The sequence below is a fragment of the Clostridium sp. JN-9 genome (assembly GCF_004103695.1).
Classification (GTDB): Bacteria; Bacillota; Clostridia; order Clostridiales; family Clostridiaceae; genus JN-9.
This window is the reverse complement of sequence record NZ_CP035280.1, coordinates 235,343-258,850: the sequence shown is the minus strand read 5'-3', so window position 1 is coordinate 258,850 and position 23,508 is coordinate 235,343. Positions and strand designations below refer to the sequence as shown.

The window sequence follows — 23,508 nt, the reverse complement described above, 5'->3', positions numbered from 1 at the left end:
AGACCACTTTTAATTTTAATTATAACTTTGAATTTATCAGATTCTCAATAGCCATAACTGAAGCTCCGACAGCTATGGATTTATTTTTAAAATATCCCCCTCTGCTAAAGCTGATATTGTTATTTTTAATATGAGACTTTTCAATTGCAATTTTTTTGCACTCATCATAAAATAACTGGGAATACTGAACAAGAGGCCCGCTTAGTATTATCAGCTGTGGATTAAACAGCCTTATATAATTTGAAAGTCCTATGCCAAAATGTTTAGCAGAATTCAATAATATATCTATAGCAGTATTATTGTTAGATTCTGCTAAACTGCACACATATCTATAATCAATTTCATTTAAATTCTTATGTGCAATACTGCTGAAAGCCTTTTTATCTTTTTTCATTTCAGATATAAACTTTTCAGTTATCCTTGGTATTGAGGTATAACTTTCCACACATCCCAAATTTCCGCAGGAGCATGGCTCCCCCTGTATATCAACAATCATGTGTCCAAATGCATCTTCAGAATTATTTATTGTTCGGATTAAAACTCCTGAAGATATTACGCCTGTTCTTATTCCCACACCGCAGTTAATATAAGCAATATTGTCCTTATCCTTACCCAATCCAAAAAAATGCTCTCCAATAACTGCAGCATTCTCACCATTATCAATATATGCAGTTATTCCAAATTCCTTAATCAATCTGTCATTAAGTGATTTTATAGGGAATCCTTTAACTATGCCTATGCCAATACCCGCAACCATAGAACTTTCAATTTTTAATTTTCTAAATAAATTATTTAAACGTTCCGGCAGAATGTCAATTATATTATCAATATTATAATTGTCATTTATAATTTCTTCAGCCACAATATTAATCTTTAAATTTGTTATAACTATCTGAGTATAGGTTCTTGATATATCAACACCCACACTATAGAATCCATAAGGGTTTACATCATACAGAACTGGTCTCCTTCCACCGGTGGATTCAGCTATGGCAGATTCAGCAACAATTTTGCTGTCAATTAGAATCTGCATATCTCTATTTAATGTAGTAAATTTTATTCCAGTCTTATTCATCAGTTCATTCTTAGTTAAAGGACCTTCTTTTTGTATAATGTTAAATATATACTTACACCTATTATTAAGTGATTCCAGCTTTTCATAAGCATTCATTAAAATTGTGCTCCTTTTTTATATATTGAATTTTTTAAACAGGTAATATTTTAAGAAATCCACAATAAGCATAAATGTTAAAGCTGCGAATAATATTATGAAAACCTGATTCATCAAAAGATTTGGAATAAACACACCATATATGCCCAGCAGTATAAATCCTATTATAGTTGCTATATTAACTATGAGCAAATTCTTACTTGGTACTGATGACCAAAAATGCTGTCTTTCTCTCACAATTAATATTCTAAACTGAGTATTAAACACAAGACTCAGCATTACCAAAGTGCGTATCTTGTCAAATTGTAAATGAAAATATTTCAGCCCCGCAAATATTAAAAATAAATCCTCCAATGCAAAGAATATGCCAAGAATCAGTGAGGACACTGTAATTCTTTTAACATCCCAGCTATTAGGTGTATCTGTGGATTTAACATTATCAGTGGCAATGGACATAGTTACAAAATCATTTGCAAATACCAGTAAAGACATTCCTAAAAGTGAAATAACAACATCATGGAGCCAGAAAAAGCCTGCCGTAAACAATACAACTACTTCAACAACCTTAATGATTTTATTTATAACCCATGTCAGCATCCTTTGATATGTCTTCCTGCTTACCTTTACTGAATCAATTATTTCACTGAGTCCGGGTTTAGTCAGAATTATACTTGCAGATGCCTTAGCCACATCCGTGGCTTCACTTACTGCTGTTCCCAGCTCTGCCTGTTTAAGTGCCGGAGAGTCATTCACTCCGTCCCCAGTCATTCCAACCATATGCCCGTTTTCCTGGAGCAGCTTTACTATATTATATTTATCCTCAGGATATACTTCAGCAAAGCCGTCACTTTCCTCAATAGCTTTAAGCTGTTCAGCTTTACTTAATCCCTTCAGATCACCTGCGCACATGATTTTACTGCCTATTCCAACCTGACCTGCTATTTCCTTAGCTATGGCAGCATTATCCCCGGTTAGCATAATGGTTCTTATTCCAAGTGCTTTTATTTCTTCAATCATTTTCTTAGAATCTATCCTTTGAGGATCAGCAATGGCTATTAACCCTGCAAAATTATATATATTGCTATTTTCATCATCTGATACTGCAACTGCAATGGTTCTAAAGCCTTTTGATGAAAACTTTAATACTATATCATTTATATTATTCAAAACTGCTTTATCTATTTTACCGCACAACTCCATAATTGTTTGTGCAGCACCCTTAATTATGCTGAAATTCTTTCCATTACAATTAATCACTGCCTCTGTTCTTTTAATGGCAGGATTAAATGGAGTATAGGAAATTTGATTATATCCTTCAAATTTTATTTTAGCTGCCTTTGAATAATTAATAATTGACACATCTATTGCATCCATGCCTTCCTCTTTTGATGCTAATGTTGCCATTTTAATAATATCTTCATTATTATATTTGCCAAAAGCTGCACTATCTATAACTGATAATTTATTTTGAGTTATTGTCCCAGTTTTGTCGAAGCAGAAAATATCTATGGATGCTGCGTCCTCTATAGAATCAAGTCTGGTTACCAGCACTCCCTTTTTTGAAAGCTCCATGGCTCCTACTGCCTGAACAATTGTTAGTACTGCAGGCAGTGCCACAGGGATTGCTCCAATAAGAAAAATCACAATAAATGATAATATAAACATGATATCCTTATGAAGATAAACAGCATATATTGAAACAATAACCGATGCTGTAATTCCCAAATACATCATGTATTTAACAATACTAAACATTAATTCTTCCTGCTTTGATTTAGGCTTGGCCACTTTTACCAACTCAACAGTTTTTCCAAAGTAAGTATTGGCGCCAGTATTGATTACAACACATTTAGCTTCTCCCCGCTTAACAATTGAACTGGAATAAATAATGCCTGATTCATTCATATCCTTTGGTAAAGATTCACCGGTTAAGGCTGACTCATCAACAGATACATGCCCATCCAGAATTTTAACATCAGCAGGAACCAAATCTCCAAGCTTTATATTTATTATATCTCCCGGAGCTATATCCTTGGCCTCCCTTAAAACCCATTTGCCATCACGCAGAACCTTTGCCTTAATTTCCAGCCTTTTTTTAAGCATTTCCACTGCCTTTTGTGAATTCTGGGATTGAATATATCCAATAACCGCATTAATGGTTAACAGCGTAAATATTATTGAACTTTCAGTATAGTGTTGTAATATTATAGTGAGTACAATGGAAAACTCCAGCAGCCATGGCATAGGTCCCCAGTATCTTTTAAGAAATTGAAAGACTGCATTCTTTTTTACTTCTGCAATTTCGTTATATCCAAATTTTTTAACACGGCTTAATGCTTCATGTTCAGAAAGTCCCTGTAAACTTGTTCTTAAAAACTTTATTACCTGTTCTGATGAAATATTCTTATACTCAGAAGTATTTTTAAGCTCTGATACCATAACTAACCCTCCTGTATTTGATTTATTAACTCTATTTTATATACTTTTATCCATTTTGGCAATAAGTTTATAGTATTTTGATTTAAAATAAATATAGCAGCCTCAAAAGAGACTGCTATTTTGCATTATTAAGTCAGTTGACCTGGTCTTTGACCCCACACTCGCCTGCTGGAAGTTTTGCTACCCGGAATTACCCTGTCACTACTAATTCTCTCGCTTTAAACGGCAGGACTTACTTCTAAACCGCACCATGCTCATTAAATATTTTATTTAACTTACGTGGATCGTTTTGCCTGCGACTGGCATCGACTTTCAACCACAAACCTAACTTAATTTGTACTATTATATTATATCTTACTTTTTGCTGCAGTCAATATTATAATTTCCTTAGCTCCGTTTTTTAATAACATTTCACCGCAGTAGTATGATGTGGCACCAGTGGTAACAACATCATCTATGATAAGTATTTTCTTGCCTTTTATAATATTGTTATCAATTTTAATCTGGAAGCTGTCCTTAATATTTTCCCATCTTTCTTCTCCAGTAAGACCAATTTGATCCTTACTTTCTTTACTTTTTACAAGCATCGATTTAACCGGTATATTAAGCCTTCTTCCAATCTGCTTTGCAAGAATTTCACTTTGATTGAATCCTCTTTTTCTGTAAGAAAGCTTTGTTAATGGTACATATGTAATCAAGTCGCAATTAATTGAGTTTTTTTCATATGCATCTCCCATAAAACTGCTCAGTGCCTCACAGCATATAAAATTACTCTTATATTTAAACTTTAATACTAATTCCATTATTGTTCTTGAATAATATGCAAAGCTGAAACATTTAATTTCTTTTTCCCTTTTAATAACCATTGGAGCTGAACACCTGGTTATATTTTTCAGGCAGTCCTCACATAGAAATTCGTGACTTTTAAGTGAATTACTGCACAATATACATTGCTGCGGAGACGGATAAATCAACTCCATTATACAGTCAAAAATGTAGCTTATATATCTAATAAATTTCTTTCCCATGCTTCTTTGTTAAAATCCCTTATAATTTTTTTGGCATTTTCCATGTCATCAGTTTCTGTATTGGATAAGAAGATTATCTCTCCTCTATAATCCTTTTTCCCTTGTAAATTTGGACCACAAAGGTAAACAAGTTTTTTATAATCATACACCTCATCGTTGGCAAAAAACATCATCTTATCAAGATTTCTCATGTTATTGAATATAGAAGAAAAATCATCTGTTATTAAGATTCCATCTTTCACATGTTTAAAACTCATAATTGCTTTATCGTTATCACCTTTATGATGAGAGTAAATATTTTTGGTTAAATTACCTGAGCACTGGCTTATATGCCCATAAACATTTACCACCTGCTCCATACCTGGAACAAAAATTACAACTTTTCTCATGGAGTTAATGGACCAGCTTAAATATTCATAAATTACATATGGTATTTCTTTATTAATATCCAGTCTTGTAATCACAACTCTCGGCTCGCTTTGAGGCAATCTGCTTCTATCTACAGGAAGTAATATTTCTCTAACATTATTTTCAATCATCTCTATAGAATAAAATATTATTTTGCCCTGTTCTTTACATTTTTCTTTTGTGACATTAATAATCTGCTTCTTTGTATAAACCGGCAGACTCCTGACTTCATTGTAAATTACCAGATCATACTTTCTCATGCTGACTTTCGCATTTTCATAATTACATATTACTAACGGGCTGTCAGAGTTGGTGCTTTTAGATCTTACATAGGTATATCCTCTGAATTTTGTGGACTGCTTTATATTATCTATTAAATCAATTTCTTTTTCGTTTTCTTCGGTGATATACAGCACTTTCTTTTGTTTATATACATATGAAATAATTGTTTTTAACAGATATATTGAGGAATTAAATGGTACTGATGTAATATTCAGTACCTTCTCATTGCCATTGCTCCATTCATAAATGAGTTCACTAATCTTATTTTCCCATAAATTTGTTTTCATACTACATCACTTTCAATAATATCCTTAATTCTCCACTTCAATAATGAATATCTTTCAAAACTTCTATTATTATCAATCATGTGCTTCATTGCTTTTATTGAACCCACCAGAACTACTAACTTTTTGGCTCTCGTTATACCCGTGTAAAACAAATTTCTGTTCATTAATAAAGGAGGTCCGTTAAAAATCGGCATTATTACTACTGGGAATTCACTTCCCTGGCTTTTATGAATAGTAATTGCATATGCCAGATCAATCTCATCTAAATAAATATTATCATAGATTACTCTTCTCTCATCATCAAATATAATGCTTACAGTGTTATTATCATGATTTATTTCTTCAATAAAGCCAACATCACCGTTAAATATACCAAGTCCTTCATTTTCTCCACTTCCGCTGATCCTAGTCCATTTTAAAGAGTAATTATTTTTTGTCTGCATTACCTTATCTCCAACCCTGAAAATAATATCTCTTACTTCTTTTTCATCTTTAAGTTTATCAGGTGGATTTAATACACTTTGAAGCATTTTATTTAAATTAGTTACTCCAAGGATTCCCTTTCTCATAGGTGATAAAATTTGGATATCCGACCTCTTATTCCAGTTTTTATTGAACTTAGGAAGCCTCTTGTCAATTAGCTGAATCAATGTATCCATAATCTTATTTTGTTCTTCACATCTTATGAAATAAAAGTCCTTATCCTTTTCATTTAAAACTGGCATTTCCCCATTATTTATTTTATGAGCGTTCAGTGTTATCATGCTTTTTTCAGACTGTCTGAATATATCTTTTAGTCTTACAACTTTAACACAATTGCTTTCAATAAGATCTCTTAATACATTCCCTGGTCCTACTGAAGGAAGCTGATCCACATCTCCCACAATTATCAGCCTGGTGCCTAGTGATATAGCTCTCAAAAGATTATTCATAAGAGTTATATCTATCATTGATGCTTCATCAACTATTACAACATCACATTCAAGGGGTGACTCCTCTCCCCTGTTAAAGAGCATATCATTTTCCTGCTCATTTATGCCCATTTCCAGTAATCTGTGTATTGTCTTTGCTTCTCTTCCTGTGGTTTCAGTCATTCTTTTTGCTGCCCTGCCTGTTGGAGCAGCCATCATAACAGTTAAACTGTATTTTTCAAATATTTCTGTAATACAGTTAATTATAGTGGTTTTGCCTGTTCCGGGCCCACCAGTAATAATTTCAACTCCATTTTCCATTGCTCCCTTAATGGCTTCCTTTTGTGATGGTGCAAAATTAATATTATTATTCTTCTCAAATTCACTAATGTCATTTTCAATATCAATTTTTAAATCTTCATATTTATTAAAACAAAGAGAAAGTATTTTTCTTGTAACTCCAAGTTCACAGTAATAGTATGGTATTGTAAAAACACAATTATTATTTTCTACCCTATCTATTTTAAGCTTTCCATCAACTGTACACTGTACAATATTTTCCTCAACTTCACTTTGCTTTACACCTAATACGGACACACTTTCTTTCAGAAGTTTATCCATAGGCATATATGTGTTTCCAAGCATGCAGAATTGATTTACTATGTAAATTATCCCGCTTTGAATCCTGAATGGCGAATTGGCCTCTATTCCTAAACTTCTGGCTATTTTATCTGCAGTTTTAAACCCAATACCTGAAATTTCGTCTGTAAGTACATATGGATTATTTTTTACTACAGAGATGGAATCACTGCCAAACCTTTTATAAATTTTTAAGCATTGATTTGGCGTGACACCGTAATTCTGTAAAAATATGAGAATACTTCTGATTTCCTTTTGCTGAACATAGGATTCCTTTATTAAATCTAATTTTTTCTCACCAATACCTTCAATTTCCTTTAATTTATCAATATCCTCATCAAAAACTTCTAATGTTTTTTCTCCAAATTTCTCTACAATCTTTTTTGCAGTAACAGGACCTATGCCCATAATAATTCCAGAGGATAAATATCTTTCAATTCCAGTTAAAGAACTTGGTACTATTTCCTCAATATTTTCCACCTTGAATTGTTCACCAAACTGAGGATGTACTGCCCATTCCCCCTTTAGTTTCACATTCTGCCCTTCAATAATATATGGCAGACATCCAACAATGGTTATTATTGTTTTATGGTCTTTTAACTTAGCTACAGTATATCCATTATCCTCATTTCTAAACACTATATCTTCTATAAAGCCTTGTATTTCCTGCATAAAATTTCACCTACTATTATTATAATGTTTAACAATATTCCTATAGTTTATTCAAATATCGAAAAACATGATTATAAATCGTAACATTATTATATCATAAAAAATATAAGGATTTCCCTGCACAAAAGAAATCCTTATAAAGTAATTACATATATTTTTTTATTTCAGAAACTTTATTTAACTTCTCCCATGGAAGATTTAAATCTGTTCTTCCAAAGTGGCCATATGCTGCAACCTGTTTGTATATAGGCCTTCTTAAATCCAGATCCCTTATAATAGCAGCTGGCCTCAGATCAAATATCTTATTTATTATTTCAACAATTTTATCATCAGATATTTTACCTGTTCCAAATGTGTCCACATTAATAGATACTGGTTTTGCTATGCCAATTGCATATGCTAATTCTATTTCAAGCTTATCTGCAACTTTCGCAGCAACTAAGTTTTTAGCTACCCATCTTGCTGCATATGCTGCTGATCTGTCAACTTTTGTTGGATCTTTTCCTGAGAAACATCCACCGCCATGTCTTCCATATCCTCCATAAGTATCTACAATAATCTTTCTGCCTGTTAGTCCTGAATCTCCCTGAGGGCCGCCTATTACGAATCTTCCTGTTGGATTGATATAATACTTTGTATTCTCATCTAAAAGTTCATGTGGAATCACTTTTCTAATTACAAACTCTATCATGTCTTTTTCGATTTGGTCTCTTGTTACTTGTGGACTATGCTGTGTTGATATTACTATGGTATCTATTCTTACTGGCTTATCATCTTCATATTCAACTGTGACCTGTGTTTTACCATCTGGCCTTAGATAATCCAATGTTCCATTCTTTCTTACCTCTGCAAGCCTTCTGGCAAGCTTATGTGCCATAGCTATAGGCATAGGCATATATTCCGGAGTTTCATTTGTGGCATACCCAAACATCATACCCTGATCTCCAGCTCCAATAGCTTCGAATTTATCCATCTGTCCTTTTTTAGCCTCTAAAGCCTGGTTTACACCTAATGCAATATCAGGTGACTGTTCATCGATTGAAGTAAGTATGGCACAGGTATCTGCATCGAAACCATACTTTGCTCTTGTATAGCCTATATCCTCAATAGTTTTTCTAACTATCTTAGGAATATCAACGTAACATTTTGTAGATATCTCACCCATAACCATAACCATGCCAGTGGTTACAGTAGCTTCGCATGCAACCCTTCCATTTGGATCGTTTTCTAATATTGCATCTAGTACTGCATCTGAAATCTGATCACATATTTTGTCTGGATGTCCTTCTGTAACAGATTCTGATGTAAATAATCTTCTCATTATTCTCCCTCCACCTTTCTCTATACACTATAATATAATAAAAAAGCCTCTTCATAAGAAGAGGTTAATTACTAACAACTCTCTTATCTTGCAGAAATATCTGCAGGAATTGGCACCTTAATGCAAATGCATCGGTTGCCGGGTTTCATAGGGCCCTTTCCCTCCACCTCTCTTGATAAGAGTAAACCTATATAATTTTTAAAAACTTAAAAGACACTAAAATTAGTGTCTTTGGTGGAGGAGGATGGATTCGAACCATCGAAACATTACGTAACAGATTTACAGTCTGCCCCCTTTGGCCACTCGGGAACTCCTCCATACATGGTGCTGGCAGTAGGACTTGAACCCACCACCTACTGATTACAAGTCAGTTGCTCTACCAGATGAGCTATGCCAGCATATTATTTTGTCTATATAAATTAAATAAAATGGTGGGCACAACAGGGCTCGAACCTGTGACCCTCTGCTTGTAAGGCAGATGCTCTCCCAGCTGAGCTATGCGCCCATTTTATGGTGGAGGAAGATGGATTCGAACCATCGAAACATTACGTAACAGATTTACAGTCTGCCCCCTTTGGCCACTCGGGAACTCCTCCACACCTGGTGCTGGCAGCAGGATTTGAACCCGCGACCTATTGATTACAAATCAATTGCTCTACCAACTGAGCCATGCCAGCATATTTAATCTATATTTATCAAATTATCAACAAGCAATAGTATACATTGTTACTGAGTTAATTTCAAACCCTACATTTAGTTATTATTCAAAAATATCTTTAAAATGCTCATTAATCCTTCGAATAATTTAATATTAGACACATAGCTGCTCCTGAATAACTAACACAAGCTTTTGTGCATATATTGTTTATTCACTAATTTTTTATACATTGTAAAATATTTCTCCCAATAGTTTCATATAAATTATTAAGGAGGTGTTGGCATTTGAACAAGGTAAAAGTTTATTACAAAAATGCTTTGGCTTATTATGAGATTGCTTATTTTTTGAAAGACTATATTAGTAAGGATACAATAATTGTGTGTATAGGCACTGATAGATGTATAGGTGACTGCCTAGGTCCATTAGTGGGTACATTTCTTAAAGAAAGAAACTTTCCACTGCCTGTATATGGTACAATACCTGATCCTATTCATGCATTAAATATTGATAGAAAATTATCTGAGTTAAAAGCTCTTCATCCTCAAAGCAACTTTATTGGAATAGATGCCTGTCTTGGAGATGAAGGTTCCATAGGAGAAATACAAGCAAGAGATTTTGCAATACATCCAGGAAAAGGTGTGGGCAAATCACTTCCTGATGTAGGGGAAAGCTCTATTATAGGCATAGTTGACTCAAGTGAAAATAATGAAATATTCAGTAACAATTCAATTAGACTGGATTTAATTATTTCAATGGCCAGAACCATTGTCAATTCATTAATTCATTCTTGTTATCTTAAAGAAATTTCAGATTGGACTTATAAGTAATTTATTGAAAAATAAAAACAAAGTTCTAATAAATCATCAGAGCTTTGTTTTACTTTTTTATTTATTATCAATAAGTGTTATATCTTCTCCAATAAAAGAAACGTCCATTTTGTCAAGATATTCTAACACTTTACCTGTTCCAAGAGCAACACAGGATACGGGATCCTCCGCTAAATAAACAGGAACTTTTGTTTCCTCTTGAATTAGATCACTTAATCCATTTAATAATGAGCCGCCTCCGGTCATCATTATTCCTTTATCAGCAATATCTGCTGCTAATTCAGGAGGTGTCTTCTCCAATACTGAGTGAGTACAATCTGCAATAGCATTTACTGTTTCCTTTAGCGCTTCCCTCATTTCTTCAGAAGATACTTCTACATTTTTTGGAAGTCCTGTTATTAAATCTCTTCCTCTTATTTCAGCCACTTTCTCCTCGTCCATTTTAAAAGCAGAACCAATATTAATTTTTAAATCCTCTGCAGTTCGTTCACCAATCATTAATTTATGTTTCTTTCTTATATACTTTATTATGGATTCATCGAATTTATCTCCAGCTACTTTAATAGATGATCTTACCACTATTCCCCCTAATGAAATAACTGCAATATCAGTGGTTCCTCCTCCGATATCAATGACCATACTTCCACTAGCTATGGTAATATCCATACCTGCACCAATTGCAGCAGCTAATGGCTCCTCAATTAAAAATACTTTTTTTGCTCCCGCATTCTTAGCTGCATCTATAACTGCCCTTTTTTCAACTTCGGTAGCCTCACATGGTATACAAACCACTACCCTTGGTGATGATATTCTTCTCTTACCGCAAGCTCTTGAAATAAAATGTTTTAACATTCTTTCTGTGATATCATAATCAGAAATTACACCGTCTCTCATTGGACGAATTGCTACTATATTTCCCGGGGTTCTGCCAATCATCTGTCTGGCTTCTTCCCCTACAGCCAGCACCCTGTTATTAGTTCTATCTATTGCTACAACTGAAGGTTCTTTTAATATTACGCCTTTTCCTTTAATATATACTAAAACAGTAGCTGTTCCTAAATCAATTCCCAAATCTGTCCCTATACTAAAAAACATTCCCTCTTCACTCCTGCTCATTTGTAGTTATATGCTTTAATTAATCACAATTATAATCTGATTATAGCATACTAATAGTTTTATTATAATAGGAATGTTATTAACCTTCAATAGCCTTGTACTTCATTTTTGTAGCTTTTCCACCTCTGATATGCCTTTCTGCTTTGTTATAATCAAGAATATTTTTAGCTTCCATGGCAATTTGTGGATTTATTTTAGGCAATCTTTCTGTCATATCCTTGTGTATTGTACTTTTACTTACTCCAAAAACCTTTGCTGTTTTTCTGATTGTAGCTTTTGATCCTATGATATATTTAGCAACTTCTAAAACTCTATCTTCAATGTAATCTTTCAAAGTGCTGCCTCCTTAACCCTTCTATACTTATAAATATGCTTTACTGCATATTTAAATTACTTTATATAGCCATTTTCCGATATATTAATCGGAAAATGGCTAATAATCTAGTATTTTATATATGTTAATGGATTTACTGATTGTTTGGATTTTGTAACCTCAAAATGTAAGTGATCACCATACTTTTCATATGCTGAGTTTAATGTAGTGTTGCCAACAACACCTATTTTTTCACCCTTTTTAACAGTCTGTCCCTGAGCTACTAATACTTTTGCATCAAGGTTTGAATATACTGTTTTTAACCCATTCTGATGATCTATTACAATTTCAACGCCATTCTCAGTTGTACTGCTTATTTTCTCGATTTTACCGCCTAAAACCGATACAACTGGTTCACCTAAACCAGCTTTTATATCTATACCAAAATTAGGTCTGTAGGAATTTGTAGAATCCCAATAAACAGGTTCAGATGAAAATTGTCTTGCTATTGTTCCATTAACAGGCTTAACAAAAGTTGTATCCGTAGCAGCTGCTACACCTGTTGAACCAGTTTTTGGTACAGATATATTTGCTCTGTTATTCTTTTTTACCTGCAGAGCATTTTCATATTCTACGCTAGGCTCCTGTGCTATATCTGCTGTGCTGCTGCCATTTTTCTGATCAGTAACGCTATTTTGAGTTATAGGTGTATTTTTTAACTTTACACTGTTTTTGGCAGTTACTGCAGCAACTGCGGCTACAACGCACAAGCATACAAATAAAATTACATAGAAGCCCTCCCTTTTAAAAAAATTTGAACTCTTGTTGAAAATTTTTTTGTCCATATGAACACCTCCATTTTCAGTCTGTCCATATGCTCCTAAAAAATACATATTTTATATAAAAAATTTACTACTTTTTTCATATTTTTTTGACAGCACATTACACATTATCTTCAAAATATGCCACATCTGACAAATGAAAAACTTAAATCAAGAAAAAAGCCCAAAAAAAAATAATAAATATCTCAGTTTTCTTTTACAAAAGATAAACTTAAGATTCCCTTAATAAAGGAAATCGATAATATTTATTACTTAACTTTTGAGCTTTAGCATTGCTATTATATACTTTGCAGATTTCAAAGTATATATATTAATATTTTAGTTTTTCAATTTTAACTCCCTGATAATAATGAGTTAATATTTTATTGTAACTGTCTCCGGCTTTAGCCATATAATTGGCACCCCACTGACTCATGCCAACACCATGCCCACATCCCCTGCAGGTAATTATAACAGTGTTTTTATTGTAGCTTAATGTAAAATTTGAGGAGTGCAGATTAAACATGGCTCTAAAATCTGATCCAGAAATTGTGGTACCTCCAAGCTTAATAGATTTCACCGTGCCCGCACTGCTTGTACTTAAAATTGCTACCTGCTTTTTTATACTGCCTGCTGAAAGTTTTGCATTTGGATAAGTGCTGTTAACCCGGTTTACAAAGTCCGCTGATTTTACATTTTCTACTGACTTGAACTCAGGTGAATTTTCATCACCGGGACTGCTTACACTTTTTAAATAATCTATATTTTGAGAAAAAACATCCTTGCTGCTTTCTGTTTTTCCGCTGCTTACAGCAAAATAATAGGGTTCCATAACCAATTCTCCATTATAGGTTAGAATTTCACCTGCAGTAGACTTTACTGCTTCAGTGATTTTATTCCAATACTCCCCGCTTTTTTTCTCAGGCCATGCCTTAAATCTGGTATCCTTGTCCATATATGCCTGACATTGAACTGTATCCACTACATCTGCTCCATTAGCATACTTGTATTTAACACCTCCAAAGCACTCCATATGTGCTGCTGCAAAGGTTCTGGCTGCTACTGCCTGAGCCTTTAAAGCTTCAATATTATATTCCGCAGGCATTTCTGCTGCAACAACGCCCCTTATATATTCTTCAAGGCTTATGCTTAAAATCTTGTTTTCCTTGGTTAAATATACTTTTATTTCTGGTCCTCCGCCATTGTTCTTATTAAATATAACATCATTAGGCTTAACTCCAAATTTAGTTATATCGCCTTTTAAATTATTGTTAACACCTACAATTAAAATTGGTAATATCATTATAAATAATAAAATAGCTGTTAAGATTATTACTATTCTTTTCAAATGAAAGGGGATAATTATTCTTTTCAATGCACTTCCTCCCTCTAATGAAAATAGCATAATATATTTTATTAGTATAAAGATAAAAATATTACCAAAGTAAAAGGGATATTGCATTTATTAAGCAATATCCCTTTTTTGCATTAAAGCAGCTTATATTAATTTACCCTTTTTATTTCAGCTCCTAAATTTTTCAGCTTTTTTTCTATTTCTACATATCCTCTATCGATATGATATATATCTGTAATTGTAGATTGTCCTTCAGCAACCAGTCCACATAATATTAATGCAGCCCCGGCTCTTAAATCTGTTGCCTTTACCTCACTGCCTGTTAATTTATCAACGCCTTCTATAATGGCTGTCCTCCCATCAATTTTAATATTAGCTCCCATTCTTTTTAACTCTGGTACATGCATGTATCTATTTTCAAAAATAGTTTCAGAAATATTGCTTGTTCCTTTAACAGTACATAAAAGTCCCATCATTTGAGCCTGCATATCTGTTGGAAAACCTGGATATGGCATGGTTTTTATATCCACAGGCTTTAAGTCCACATCTCCATCTACTGTTATTGAGTTACTTTCACAGTGAATTTTTACTCCCATTTCAGATAATTTGGCAATGACAGGTTTAATATGTTGTTCATTAGCCCCATTAATTCTAATTTTACTTCTGGTTATAGCAGCTGCTACCATAAAAGTACCTGCTTCAATCCTGTCATAAATGGGTACATGAGATGCTCCCTTTAATTCCTTTACTCCGATAATATGGATGGTATCTGTACCTGCTCCAATAATATTTGCTCCCATACTATTTAAAAATTTACCTAAATCCTCTATTTCAGGTTCCTCTGCACAGTTCTCTATTATTGTTTCTCCCTCAGCCTTTACAGCAGCCATCATTATATTTTCTGTTGCACCAACCGATGGGAAATCCAAATATATTTTATTTCCTACAAGTCTGCTGGCCTTGGCTTCTACATACCCATGACCAACATTTATTTTTGCGCCTAATGCAGTAAGCCCCTTCAGATGCAGATCTATTGGTCTTGTACCTATATTACATCCTCCAGGCAGTGAAATTTTAAATTTTCCATATCTTGATATCATAGGACCCATTATAAGAAATGATGCCCTCATTTTTTTAACTAATTCACTATTGGGTTCACAATTCTTTAATTTTGATGAATCAATAAATACGCTTTTGTTTAAAACATCAATGTCTATTTTTGCAGAAATAGACCTTAGTACATCACACAATACAAATACATCTTCTAACATAGGGGCCTTATTTATAATACACTTATCTTCACTTAATATGCTGGCTGCTATAATTGGTAATATAGAGTTTTTAGCTGTACTAATATCTACTTCCCCTTCTAGCTTTTTTCCTCCATTAATAATTATTTTACTCATTTACATCCTCCAATCTACAGTACTGTTGTATAGCATAGATAACTTTGGCCATTTAATAATTTAATTAAATTTACATTTTGTTTATCTTTAGTAGGAAGTAAGTATTTCCGGTGTTCCAATTATCACATCAATTCCGGAAGGATATTTGCATACAGCATAGTTTAAATCAATTGATCTTCCAGCACTTTTAATAGGTGAATATCTCCCAGTATAAGCAGTACTGCTGAATCCATTTTCTAATTGTACTGTTTGTATGTCAGTACCTCCATGTTCTTTTATAACTACCCCCAATTTTTCATTAATATGTTCTAAATCCTGTGAATCAACTTTGAACTTAATATACATGAAATATGTGTTCACATTATAATCTTTACTTAGAGCTGAAGAAATATCTTTTTTAAAATCAGTTAAATTGTTTACGTTGTCCTTCTTAGTTAAATTTACAGTTACAACATTATAATTGTCATAATTAATACTTTCTATGTAACCATTAATGATATTACTTTTGATTTCAATACAGTATAATTTATCATTTCGAACTACATTATCTATATCCTTAATATTAGGATTAATTTTTTTTAAGATGCTGCTGCATATTTCCTCTCCATTACCATTAGCATTAAAAGAAAATCTAATTCCATATTCCTGAATATTGCCATTACAGCTTTTTACCATGCTATCTATTAAGTCTCCTTTATTGCTTGCAAATGAATGGCTGTTCATATTTATAAACAAAAATATAATTATCAATACAAAAACTTCTATTTTCCGCAACATAATAAACACAATATAACTCAACAGAGATATATTTTACCCCTCTCATAATTTGTATTATTTTGATTATGGACAAATACCCTTTGAAATATTCAATAAATATATTATTAATATATAGTTTTTAAATAAAAATGTGCATAAGTGGGGCTTTCTCATTTCTACATTAAATTATGCATAAAAAAAAGACTAGAGTAAATTACTCTAATCTATATAATTTCCTTTGCCTTTATTCTAACAAGCGCTCTCATAAGAGAGTTTTCAGCTCTTTTTATATCAATATTCTGCTTTTCCTGTAATCTCTTTTCAGATCTGGACTTTGACTCCTGAGCTCTTTTTATATCTATATCCTCAGGCCATTCACAGGCTCCACAGAGTATAACGGCTTCATTATTAAGAACCTTTATAACTCCATCGGAAGTAACAGCTTTATATTTTTTACCTTCTGCATCAGTAAATTCAGTTATTGTTGGAATTAGAGACTTGATCATTGGTATATGATTAGGTAATATTCCTACCTTACCATCTTCACCTTCTGTGATGACTTCAATAACTGCACCACTAAAAAGTTCTTTTTCAGGAGATTTAATTGTTAATTTTAAAGTCTCTGCCATAAAATCCTCTCCTATTCCTGGCTTCCCATAATGGATTTAGCTTTCTCAACAACATCATCTATAGTTCCAGCAAATAAAAAGGCTGATTCTGGTAAATCATCATATTTGCCATCTAATATTTCTTCAAAGCCCCTTATTGTTTCTTTAATGGGAACATATTTACCCTTGATACCTGTAAATTGCTCACCAACTGTAAATGGCTGTGAAAGGAATCTTTGAATCCTTCTTGCTCTTGTTACTACCTGCTTATCCTCATCCGAAAGTTCATCTACTCCCAAAATAGCAATGATATCCTGTAATTCTCTATATCTTTCAAGAATATGTTTTACTCTTGATGCCACTTCATAATGTTCATTTCCAACAATTCTAGGATCTAGTATCCTGGATGATGACTCCAATGGATCTACAGCAGGATAAATACCTAGTTCTACTATGGATCTGGACAATACAGTTGTTGCATCAAGATGAGCAAATGTAGTAGCTGGAGCTGGGTCAGTCAAGTCATCTGCTGGAACATATACTGCCTGAACAGATGTAATTGAACCATGTTTTGTTGATGTAATTCTTTCCTGTAAAGCTCCCATTTCAGTAGCCAGTGTAGGCTGATATCCAACTGCACTTGGAATTCTTCCAAGTAAAGCTGAAACTTCTGATCCTGCCTGGGTATATCTGAATATATTATCAATAAATAAAAGAACATCCTGTCCTTGATCTCTAAAATATTCTGCCATTGTCAATCCGGTTAATGCAACTCTCATTCTGGCTCCTGGCGGTTCATTCATCTGGCCAAAGACAAGTGCTGTTTTGTTTATAACACCAGATTCCTTCATTTCATTGTATAAGTCATTACCTTCCCTTGTTCTTTCACCAACACCAGTAAATACTGATAAACCACCGTGCTGTTTTGCTATGTTATTAATTAACTCCTGGATCAATACTGTTTTACCAACTCCTGCGCCGCCAAACAGTCCAATTTTACCGCCTCTTTGATAAGGTGCTAACAAGTCAATAACCTTAATCCCGGTTTCAAACATTTCCGGCTCAACAGACTGCTCTTCAAAAGTTGGTGCTGGTCTATGAATAGAATAAAATTCATTAGCCTTAAACTCTCCTGCCTCATCCATAGGCTTTCCAAGAACATTAAACAATCTACCAAGGACTTCTTCTCCTACAGGAACAGTTATTGGTTTTCCAGTATCAACAGCATCAATTCCTCTTTTTAAACCTTCAGTTCCTTCCATAGCTATAGCTCTTACAATATCGTCACCAACATGCTGTTCAACCTCAGCAACAATTTTTCTATCATCAAGTATAATTTCTATAGCATTATAAATATTAGGAAGGCTGTCTGAATCAAACTTTATATCTATAACAGGTCCTATTACCTGTACAACTTTACCTATTTTGCCTGGCATCAGTTTACCTCCTTACTTTTGAGCTTCTGCTCCACCAACTATTTCTGAAATTTCCTGAGTAATCAAACTCTGCCTTACTCTATTATATTTTAGCTGCAATTTTTCCAATAAGTCATTTGCATTTTTAGTTGCTCCGTTCATGGCAGACATTCTTGCCCCTTGTTCACTAGCTTTTGAGTTAAGCATATAATTTAATATACATTGCTGAATATATGTATCTGATAAGTCTTCCAGTAAAGTATTCACTTCAGGTTCAAGAATAATACTACTGTTATTAACTGCAGTAAAATCTATTGGAAGCAGCTTTTTTGTCAATACATCTTGTTTTACAGCGGAGTGGAACTTGGTATAAACAACCTTTATTTTTCCTACTTCGCCATTCCTATAAAGTCTTAATGCATGTTCAGCAATAATTCTAGCTTCTTTTAAAGAGGGCAGATCAGAAATTCCAACATATTCTGCTGCAGTAGAGTATTTCAATTTTTTGAAATATGCTCTTCCCTTTTGTCCAACCACCATAATGAAAGAATTATCCTTATTCTCAGATGCCTGCCTAATTGCTTCTGATACAGCATTTGAATTAAAGCTTCCACAAAGTCCCGAATCGGAAGTAAAAACTATAATCAGCTCTTTATTGCTTTCATTACCATGAGTATATATGTTATAATTTTCAACATTTTGCACTATTAATTTAATAGTTTCCTCAAAGGAATCATAATAATCACAATTAATATCAAGTAAGCTTCTTGTTTTTCTAAGCTTAGCGGTGGCAACGAGCCCCATGGCGTTAGTAATTTTTCTTGTGTTGGTAATGGACTTAATTCTTCTTCTTATAGCAATTAGTCCTGCCATAGTTCACCTCCTGCAAAGGATTCTAGACTATTCCTCTGCTAAAAAAACTTTTTTAAACTCATTTATAGCCTCATTTAGCCTTGATTTTATATCATCAGTTAATTCACCTGTAGAGTTAATTTCTTCTCCAATTTCCCTGTGCTGAGTATCCATATAAGCTAAAAATTCATCTTCAAACTTTCTGATTTTATTAACAGGTATATCCATAAGATGGTTATCAACACCTGCATATAAAATCATTACCTGCTTTTCAACTGATAATGGTTTGTATTGAGGCTGTTTAAGTATTTCCGTTAATCTCTTACCTTTTTCAAGCCTTCTCTTAGACTCTTTATCCAGGTCTGATCCAAACTGTGCAAATGCAGCAAGCTCACGATATTGTGCCAGTTCAAGTCTAAGTGTTCCTGCAACCTGCTTCATTGCTTTTATTTGAGCACTGCCGCCAACTCTTGATACAGATATACCTGCATTAACTGCTGGTCTTTGTCCTGCATAAAATAATTCTGATTCCAGGAATATCTGTCCATCTGTTATGGAAATTACATTAGTAGGAATATATGCAGTTACATCTCCTGCCAAGGTCTCTATTATTGGAAGAGCAGTAAGTGATCCCCCTCCAAGCTTATTTGAAAGTTTTGCAGCTCTTTCAAGTAATCTGGAGTGCAGATAAAATACATCTCCTGGATAAGCTTCTCTTCCTGGTGGTCTCCTAAGTAATAATGACATTGTTCTATAGGCAACAGCGTGCTTAGATAAGTCATCATATACTATTAATACATCTTCACCTTTATCCATGAAATATTCACCAATACTGCATCCTGAATATGGTGCTAAATATTGTAATGGTGCTGATTCTGATGCAGTTGAAGATACAACTATGGTATAATCCATAGCCCCCATCTGTGTCAGATCATTTACTATATGGGCAACAGTTGACTGCTTTTGACCTATGGCTACATAAATACATTTTACATTTTTACCCTTCTGGTTTAATATAGTATCAATTGCCAATGCAGTTTTTCCTGTTTGTCTATCACCTATAATTAATTCCCTTTGTCCTTTACCTATAGGTATCATTGAATCAATAGCTTTTATTCCAGTCTGAAGCGGCTGTTTAACGGATTGTCTATCAATAACGCCTGGGGCTGGTGATTCTACAGGTCTTGTTTCATTTGTTAATATGGGTCCTTTACCATCAATAGGTTTTCCCAAAGCGTCAACAACTCTGCCCACTAATGCTTCACCAACAGGCACTTCCACAACTCTTCCTGTCCTCTTTACTATATCTCCTTCTTTTATTCCCTCTTCTGAACCTAAAAGAACGCATCCAACATTATCCTGTTCTAAGTTTAGGGCCATTCCATATACATCTTTTGGGAATTCTAGAAGTTCACCTGCCATACAATCATTTAATCCATAAACTCTTGCTATTCCATCACCTATCTGAATAATTGTACCTGAATCAACAGTTTCTATTTTATTATCATATTTTTCAATTTCTTTTTTTATTATTGACGTAATTTCTTCAGGTTTAATGTTCATAGGCTCACCTCTATTCTCTTTTAAGCATTAATTTTTTCATTTCCTGTAATTTAGATTTTAAAGTACCATCAATTACATCATCGCCAACTCTGACATAGACACCACCGATAACACTTTTATCTATTTCTTCTTTTAATATAACTTTTTTATCATACTTTTTTTCAAGACTGCTGATTAATTGTTTTTTCTGTGACTCATCCAGAGGAATCACTGTTTTTACATGTGCAAGCAGTGTATTGTTCCTGTCTAAATGAATCTTTTCCATTTCTACCAGCTTTTCTTTGAGAAACAATATTCTATCCTTCTCAATTAAAATTAATAAAAATGAAAGTAAATCATCATCAATCTTACCCTTGAAAATTTTGATGAAAAGCTTCTTTTTTCTTGCAATACTTATCTCTGGATGCTTCATTATCTTTAAAAAATCTTCATCATTATCAAAAACTTTTACAATCTGTCTTAAATCATCCAGAAATATTTCTACTTTTCCCTTTTCCTCAGCAACCTCATAAAGTGCCAGAGCATATCTTCTATCTAAATATTCATACATAATTAGATACCTACCTTAGAAATAAAATCATCAATTAGTTTTCTTTGCTTTTCTTCATCAATAGATTCTTCCAAAGCTTTTGAAGACATTAAAACTGCTAAATCCACTATCTGGGTTTTTATCTCATCCTTGGCTTTATTTTTTTCTCTTTCAGCTTCCTTTTTTGCTCTTTCCATTATAAGATTTGCTTCACTATGAGCTTCTGATACTATATTAGAAGAAATGTTTTCTGCTTTAACTTTATAATCTTCAATTATTGCTTTTCCATTTTCCTTGGATTTACCGATCATTTCTTCATTTTCAAGTAAGAGGCTCTTTGATTTTTCCTCATTTTTCTTTGTTCTTGTTATGGTATCACTTACTTCATTTTCTCTATCTGTTAGAACTTTATTAACTGGCTTAAAAAGAAACTTTTTTAAAATAAAGTATAGAATAAACAGATTGATAATGGTCTCAATAATTCTTAAGCCATCTACACTCATTAAAGTAGAAGCCTCCCTTCAGGTTACTTCACATGCTATGTAATAAACTCTTATAAAGTAACTTTAAATACTAGTAAAAGTCCGATAAGGAATGCATAAATTGCAGTAGCTTCAGATAGTGCAAGACCAAGAATCATAGTAGTAGTAATCTTACCACTTGCCTCTGGTTGTCTTCCTACAGCTTCAACAGCTTTTGCTGCTGCATTACCTGTACCAATACCTCCACCTATACAGCCTAATGCTGCAATACCAGCTGCTATTGCAGCCATTCCAGCTACAAATCCTTTTGAATCAATATTCATAATTTTATCCTCCTTATTAATTATTACTCTTCTGAAATTATTTTTATATTAATCATTGTTAACATAACAAAAATTGCGGTTTGGATTGTTCCATCAAATACATCAAAGTACGCATGCAGCGGTATTGGTATTCCTATTGAAAACTTTCCTAGTCCGCTGTAAACAATACCTAATATTACCGCTCCAGCTGTCATATTGCCAAAGAGTCGGAGACTTAATGATACTGGTGTCATGATTCTCTCCAGTATATTGATTGGCAGTAACAATCCTAGTGGTTTTGCATATCCTGTAAAATATGAAATTAACCCATTTTTTTTAATAGAATTAGCCTGAATTACAAAGAAACTAACAGCTGCGAATCCAAGTGTAACACTGAAATCCTCTGTAGGTGCTTTAAACCCTGTTAATCCTACTAAGTTTAATACAAGCAGATATATTACCAGTGTACCAACATATGGTACAAACTCCATAGCATTTTCGCCCATATTGTCTTTTACAAGATTATCTATGAAATTAACAAAAATCTCTACAGCTCCCTGTTTTTTATCAGGAACCTTTTTAAGGTTTTTAGTTAAAGAATAAGCAATCACTCCTAAAGCTATTATAACTATCCACTGAATTAATATACTTGATGTTATACCTATTTTGTATCCAAATAAAGGTATCTGGAATAATTCCTTCATTTCCTCCATATACTCACTTCCTTTCACTCTTCTTTTATGGTTAAGCCATATATTAAAATTGATATGAAATGTGTACTATATCCGAATATATAAGCTATAACATAATACTTATTAAATGTAAATAATATAGCTCCAATCAATGCTACGGCTATTACCCTTAAAAAGAATGATAAAACAATAATACTTTTCGACATTTTTCTCCTGCCTTCAATTGCATAATTGCTGGTAAAGGCATTTAAATAAAAACTGCCGAAGGATATTGCCAGACCCAAAAGAAATATTACAGCATAATCAAGTCTTATTGCTACCATAATTATTACTGAAAATATAATAGCTACTACAATATCGTAGATAAAAATTTTCTTTAACATGCTTTTTATTTCATCATTCAATTTGTTTACCCCCGGGGTTTCATTAATAGAACTATTATATAGTTGTTATTGTAAGAAAGAAAATCTAGTATTTCTTTAATTTAAACTAAATCTTTATAAATATCATAGTTTATACGGTTTCATCATATAATTCGACTGTATAGCTTTTGTTTTATTCATTTTTCATCAATATTGACATATAATTTTTTAATACTTCAATTTAGTAACTATTCAGTTACCCTAAAAAGTATATAAAAAAGCACCTTACTTTCA

General features: G+C 33.2%; 22 protein-coding genes, 5 tRNA genes and 1 riboswitch. Of the genes, 1 reads left to right on the top strand and 26 read right to left on the bottom strand.

Features of this window, described 5'->3' with window-relative positions; all coding sequences use genetic code 11:
* Positions 1 to 19: 19 nt before the first annotated feature.
* The 11 genes from EQM05_RS01295 to EQM05_RS01245 all read right to left on the bottom strand — a co-directional run bounded on the left by EQM05_RS01295 (position 20) and on the right by EQM05_RS01245 (position 9,835).
* On the bottom strand, positions 20 to 1,171 hold the full coding sequence (locus EQM05_RS01295) for an ROK family protein (protein ID WP_128748201.1): 1,152 nt from the start codon (positions 1,169 to 1,171) through the stop codon (positions 20 to 22).
* An 18-nt stretch (positions 1,172 to 1,189) separates the two neighbouring features.
* Positions 1,190 to 3,610 carry a plasma-membrane proton-efflux P-type ATPase gene (locus EQM05_RS01290; RefSeq protein ID WP_128748199.1) on the bottom strand — a complete coding sequence of 807 codons (2,421 nt, stop codon included), beginning with the start codon at positions 3,608 to 3,610 and terminating at the stop codon, positions 1,190 to 1,192.
* Between the two features lie 347 nt (positions 3,611 to 3,957).
* Complete coding sequence (locus tag EQM05_RS01285; RefSeq protein WP_128748197.1) at positions 3,958 to 4,638, bottom strand: phosphoribosyltransferase family protein; 681 nt, start codon at positions 4,636 to 4,638, stop codon at positions 3,958 to 3,960.
* Positions 4,611 to 5,615: a hypothetical protein gene (locus EQM05_RS01280; protein WP_128748195.1), complete on the bottom strand. Its 1,005-nt coding sequence runs from the start codon at positions 5,613 to 5,615 to the stop codon at positions 4,611 to 4,613. Before EQM05_RS01280 ends, EQM05_RS01285 begins: the two co-directional genes overlap by 28 nt.
* A complete protein-coding gene (locus tag EQM05_RS01275; RefSeq protein WP_128748193.1) occupies positions 5,612 to 7,837 on the bottom strand; it encodes an ATP-dependent RecD-like DNA helicase in 2,226 nt (741 codons plus the stop codon). Before EQM05_RS01275 ends, EQM05_RS01280 begins: the two co-directional genes overlap by 4 nt.
* Positions 7,838 to 7,982: 145 nt before the next feature.
* On the bottom strand, positions 7,983 to 9,158 hold the full coding sequence (gene metK / locus EQM05_RS01270) for a methionine adenosyltransferase (RefSeq protein WP_128748191.1): 1,176 nt from the start codon (positions 9,156 to 9,158) through the stop codon (positions 7,983 to 7,985).
* An 80-nt stretch (positions 9,159 to 9,238) separates the two neighbouring features.
* A riboswitch (SAM riboswitch) is annotated at positions 9,239 to 9,340 on the bottom strand.
* Between the two features lie 50 nt (positions 9,341 to 9,390).
* Positions 9,391 to 9,475, bottom strand: a tRNA-Tyr gene (locus tag EQM05_RS01265).
* Positions 9,476 to 9,480: 5 nt separating this feature from the next.
* A tRNA-Thr gene (locus EQM05_RS01260) sits at positions 9,481 to 9,556 on the bottom strand.
* A gap of 31 nt (positions 9,557 to 9,587) precedes the next feature.
* Positions 9,588 to 9,663, bottom strand: a tRNA-Val gene (locus tag EQM05_RS01255).
* A gap of 6 nt (positions 9,664 to 9,669) precedes the next feature.
* Positions 9,670 to 9,754: transfer RNA gene (locus tag EQM05_RS01250), tRNA-Tyr, on the bottom strand.
* A gap of 5 nt (positions 9,755 to 9,759) precedes the next feature.
* Positions 9,760 to 9,835: transfer RNA gene (locus EQM05_RS01245), tRNA-Thr, on the bottom strand.
* Between the two features lie 265 nt (positions 9,836 to 10,100).
* Here EQM05_RS01245 and yyaC point away from each other — a divergent pair.
* Positions 10,101 to 10,643 (top strand): spore protease YyaC, encoded by a 543-nt coding sequence (gene yyaC, locus EQM05_RS01240; protein WP_128748189.1) that lies wholly within the window; start codon positions 10,101 to 10,103, stop codon positions 10,641 to 10,643.
* A 57-nt stretch (positions 10,644 to 10,700) separates the two neighbouring features.
* Here the strand turns inward: yyaC and EQM05_RS01235 are convergent, their stop codons facing one another.
* The 15 genes from EQM05_RS01235 to EQM05_RS01165 all read right to left on the bottom strand — a co-directional run bounded on the left by EQM05_RS01235 (position 10,701) and on the right by EQM05_RS01165 (position 23,256).
* Positions 10,701 to 11,738, bottom strand: coding sequence for a rod shape-determining protein (locus EQM05_RS01235; protein WP_128748187.1), 1,038 nt, complete (start codon positions 11,736 to 11,738; stop codon positions 10,701 to 10,703).
* Positions 11,739 to 11,838: 100 nt separating this feature from the next.
* Positions 11,839 to 12,093 carry a sporulation transcriptional regulator SpoIIID gene (gene spoIIID, locus EQM05_RS01230; RefSeq protein WP_128748178.1) on the bottom strand — a complete coding sequence of 85 codons (255 nt, stop codon included), beginning with the start codon at positions 12,091 to 12,093 and terminating at the stop codon, positions 11,839 to 11,841.
* A gap of 107 nt (positions 12,094 to 12,200) precedes the next feature.
* On the bottom strand, positions 12,201 to 12,917 hold the full coding sequence (locus tag EQM05_RS01225; protein WP_128748176.1) for a M23 family metallopeptidase: 717 nt from the start codon (positions 12,915 to 12,917) through the stop codon (positions 12,201 to 12,203).
* Positions 12,918 to 13,224: 307 nt separating this feature from the next.
* On the bottom strand, positions 13,225 to 14,268 hold the full coding sequence (gene spoIID / locus EQM05_RS01220; protein WP_243108089.1) for a stage II sporulation protein D: 1,044 nt from the start codon (positions 14,266 to 14,268) through the stop codon (positions 13,225 to 13,227).
* A 128-nt stretch (positions 14,269 to 14,396) separates the two neighbouring features.
* Positions 14,397 to 15,653, bottom strand: a complete 1,257-nt coding sequence (gene murA, locus EQM05_RS01215; RefSeq protein ID WP_128748175.1) for a UDP-N-acetylglucosamine 1-carboxyvinyltransferase — start codon at positions 15,651 to 15,653, stop codon at positions 14,397 to 14,399.
* Between the two features lie 87 nt (positions 15,654 to 15,740).
* Positions 15,741 to 16,403 (bottom strand): hypothetical protein, encoded by a 663-nt coding sequence (locus tag EQM05_RS01210; RefSeq protein WP_205694153.1) that lies wholly within the window; start codon positions 16,401 to 16,403, stop codon positions 15,741 to 15,743.
* Positions 16,404 to 16,633: 230 nt separating this feature from the next.
* The gene (locus EQM05_RS01205; protein ID WP_128748172.1) at positions 16,634 to 17,038 is read right to left on the bottom strand and encodes a F0F1 ATP synthase subunit epsilon; all 405 of its coding nucleotides are present in this window, start codon (positions 17,036 to 17,038) and stop codon (positions 16,634 to 16,636) included.
* Between the two features lie 11 nt (positions 17,039 to 17,049).
* Positions 17,050 to 18,453, bottom strand: coding sequence for a F0F1 ATP synthase subunit beta (atpD, locus tag EQM05_RS01200; protein ID WP_128748170.1), 1,404 nt, complete (start codon positions 18,451 to 18,453; stop codon positions 17,050 to 17,052).
* Positions 18,454 to 18,465: 12 nt separating this feature from the next.
* Positions 18,466 to 19,305, bottom strand: coding sequence for an ATP synthase F1 subunit gamma (gene atpG, locus EQM05_RS01195; protein WP_128748168.1), 840 nt, complete (start codon positions 19,303 to 19,305; stop codon positions 18,466 to 18,468).
* Positions 19,306 to 19,332: 27 nt separating this feature from the next.
* Positions 19,333 to 20,847, bottom strand: coding sequence for a F0F1 ATP synthase subunit alpha (atpA, locus tag EQM05_RS01190; protein WP_128748166.1), 1,515 nt, complete (start codon positions 20,845 to 20,847; stop codon positions 19,333 to 19,335).
* A 10-nt stretch (positions 20,848 to 20,857) separates the two neighbouring features.
* Complete coding sequence (locus EQM05_RS01185; protein ID WP_128748164.1) at positions 20,858 to 21,397, bottom strand: F0F1 ATP synthase subunit delta; 540 nt, start codon at positions 21,395 to 21,397, stop codon at positions 20,858 to 20,860.
* Between the two features lie 2 nt (positions 21,398 to 21,399).
* Entirely contained in the window at positions 21,400 to 21,879 is a 480-nt protein-coding gene (locus EQM05_RS01180) for a F0F1 ATP synthase subunit B (protein ID WP_128748162.1), read from the bottom strand.
* Between the two features lie 50 nt (positions 21,880 to 21,929).
* Positions 21,930 to 22,181 carry an ATP synthase F0 subunit C gene (gene atpE, locus EQM05_RS01175; RefSeq protein ID WP_128748160.1) on the bottom strand — a complete coding sequence of 84 codons (252 nt, stop codon included), beginning with the start codon at positions 22,179 to 22,181 and terminating at the stop codon, positions 21,930 to 21,932.
* A 23-nt stretch (positions 22,182 to 22,204) separates the two neighbouring features.
* Complete coding sequence (locus EQM05_RS01170) at positions 22,205 to 22,873, bottom strand: F0F1 ATP synthase subunit A (RefSeq protein ID WP_128748158.1); 669 nt, start codon at positions 22,871 to 22,873, stop codon at positions 22,205 to 22,207.
* Between the two features lie 14 nt (positions 22,874 to 22,887).
* The gene (locus tag EQM05_RS01165; protein ID WP_128748156.1) at positions 22,888 to 23,256 is read right to left on the bottom strand and encodes an ATP synthase subunit I; all 369 of its coding nucleotides are present in this window, start codon (positions 23,254 to 23,256) and stop codon (positions 22,888 to 22,890) included.
* Positions 23,257 to 23,508: the final 252 nt, after the last annotated feature.

What these genes read in the sequence shown, in the direction of transcription:
- EQM05_RS01170 (WP_128748158.1), bottom strand. Translation starts at nt 22,873, where the DNA reads ATGGAGGAAATGAAGGAATTATTCCAGATACCTTTATTTGGATACAAA.
- EQM05_RS01280 (WP_128748195.1), bottom strand. Translation starts at nt 5,615, where the DNA reads ATGAAAACAAATTTATGGGAAAATAAGATTAGTGAACTCATTTATGAA.
- atpG (WP_128748168.1), bottom strand. Translation starts at nt 19,305, where the DNA reads ATGGCAGGACTAATTGCTATAAGAAGAAGAATTAAGTCCATTACCAAC.
- EQM05_RS01185 (WP_128748164.1), bottom strand. Translation starts at nt 21,397, where the DNA reads ATGTATGAATATTTAGATAGAAGATATGCTCTGGCACTTTATGAGGTT.
- metK (WP_128748191.1), bottom strand. Translation starts at nt 9,158, where the DNA reads ATGAGAAGATTATTTACATCAGAATCTGTTACAGAAGGACATCCAGAC.
- atpA (WP_128748166.1), bottom strand. Translation starts at nt 20,847, where the DNA reads ATGAACATTAAACCTGAAGAAATTACGTCAATAATAAAAAAAGAAATT.
- EQM05_RS01225 (WP_128748176.1), bottom strand. Translation starts at nt 12,917, where the DNA reads ATGGACAAAAAAATTTTCAACAAGAGTTCAAATTTTTTTAAAAGGGAG.
- EQM05_RS01290 (WP_128748199.1), bottom strand. Translation starts at nt 3,610, where the DNA reads ATGGTATCAGAGCTTAAAAATACTTCTGAGTATAAGAATATTTCATCA.
- EQM05_RS01205 (WP_128748172.1), bottom strand. Translation starts at nt 17,038, where the DNA reads ATGGCAGAGACTTTAAAATTAACAATTAAATCTCCTGAAAAAGAACTT.
- atpD (WP_128748170.1), bottom strand. Translation starts at nt 18,453, where the DNA reads ATGCCAGGCAAAATAGGTAAAGTTGTACAGGTAATAGGACCTGTTATA.
- EQM05_RS01285 (WP_128748197.1), bottom strand. Translation starts at nt 4,638, where the DNA reads ATGGGAAAGAAATTTATTAGATATATAAGCTACATTTTTGACTGTATA.
- EQM05_RS01275 (WP_128748193.1), bottom strand. Translation starts at nt 7,837, where the DNA reads ATGCAGGAAATACAAGGCTTTATAGAAGATATAGTGTTTAGAAATGAG.
- atpE (WP_128748160.1), bottom strand. Translation starts at nt 22,181, where the DNA reads ATGAATATTGATTCAAAAGGATTTGTAGCTGGAATGGCTGCAATAGCA.
- EQM05_RS01180 (WP_128748162.1), bottom strand. Translation starts at nt 21,879, where the DNA reads ATGAGTGTAGATGGCTTAAGAATTATTGAGACCATTATCAATCTGTTT.
- EQM05_RS01295 (WP_128748201.1), bottom strand. Translation starts at nt 1,171, where the DNA reads ATGAATGCTTATGAAAAGCTGGAATCACTTAATAATAGGTGTAAGTAT.
- EQM05_RS01235 (WP_128748187.1), bottom strand. Translation starts at nt 11,738, where the DNA reads ATGTTTTTTAGTATAGGGACAGATTTGGGAATTGATTTAGGAACAGCT.
- murA (WP_128748175.1), bottom strand. Translation starts at nt 15,653, where the DNA reads ATGAGTAAAATAATTATTAATGGAGGAAAAAAGCTAGAAGGGGAAGTA.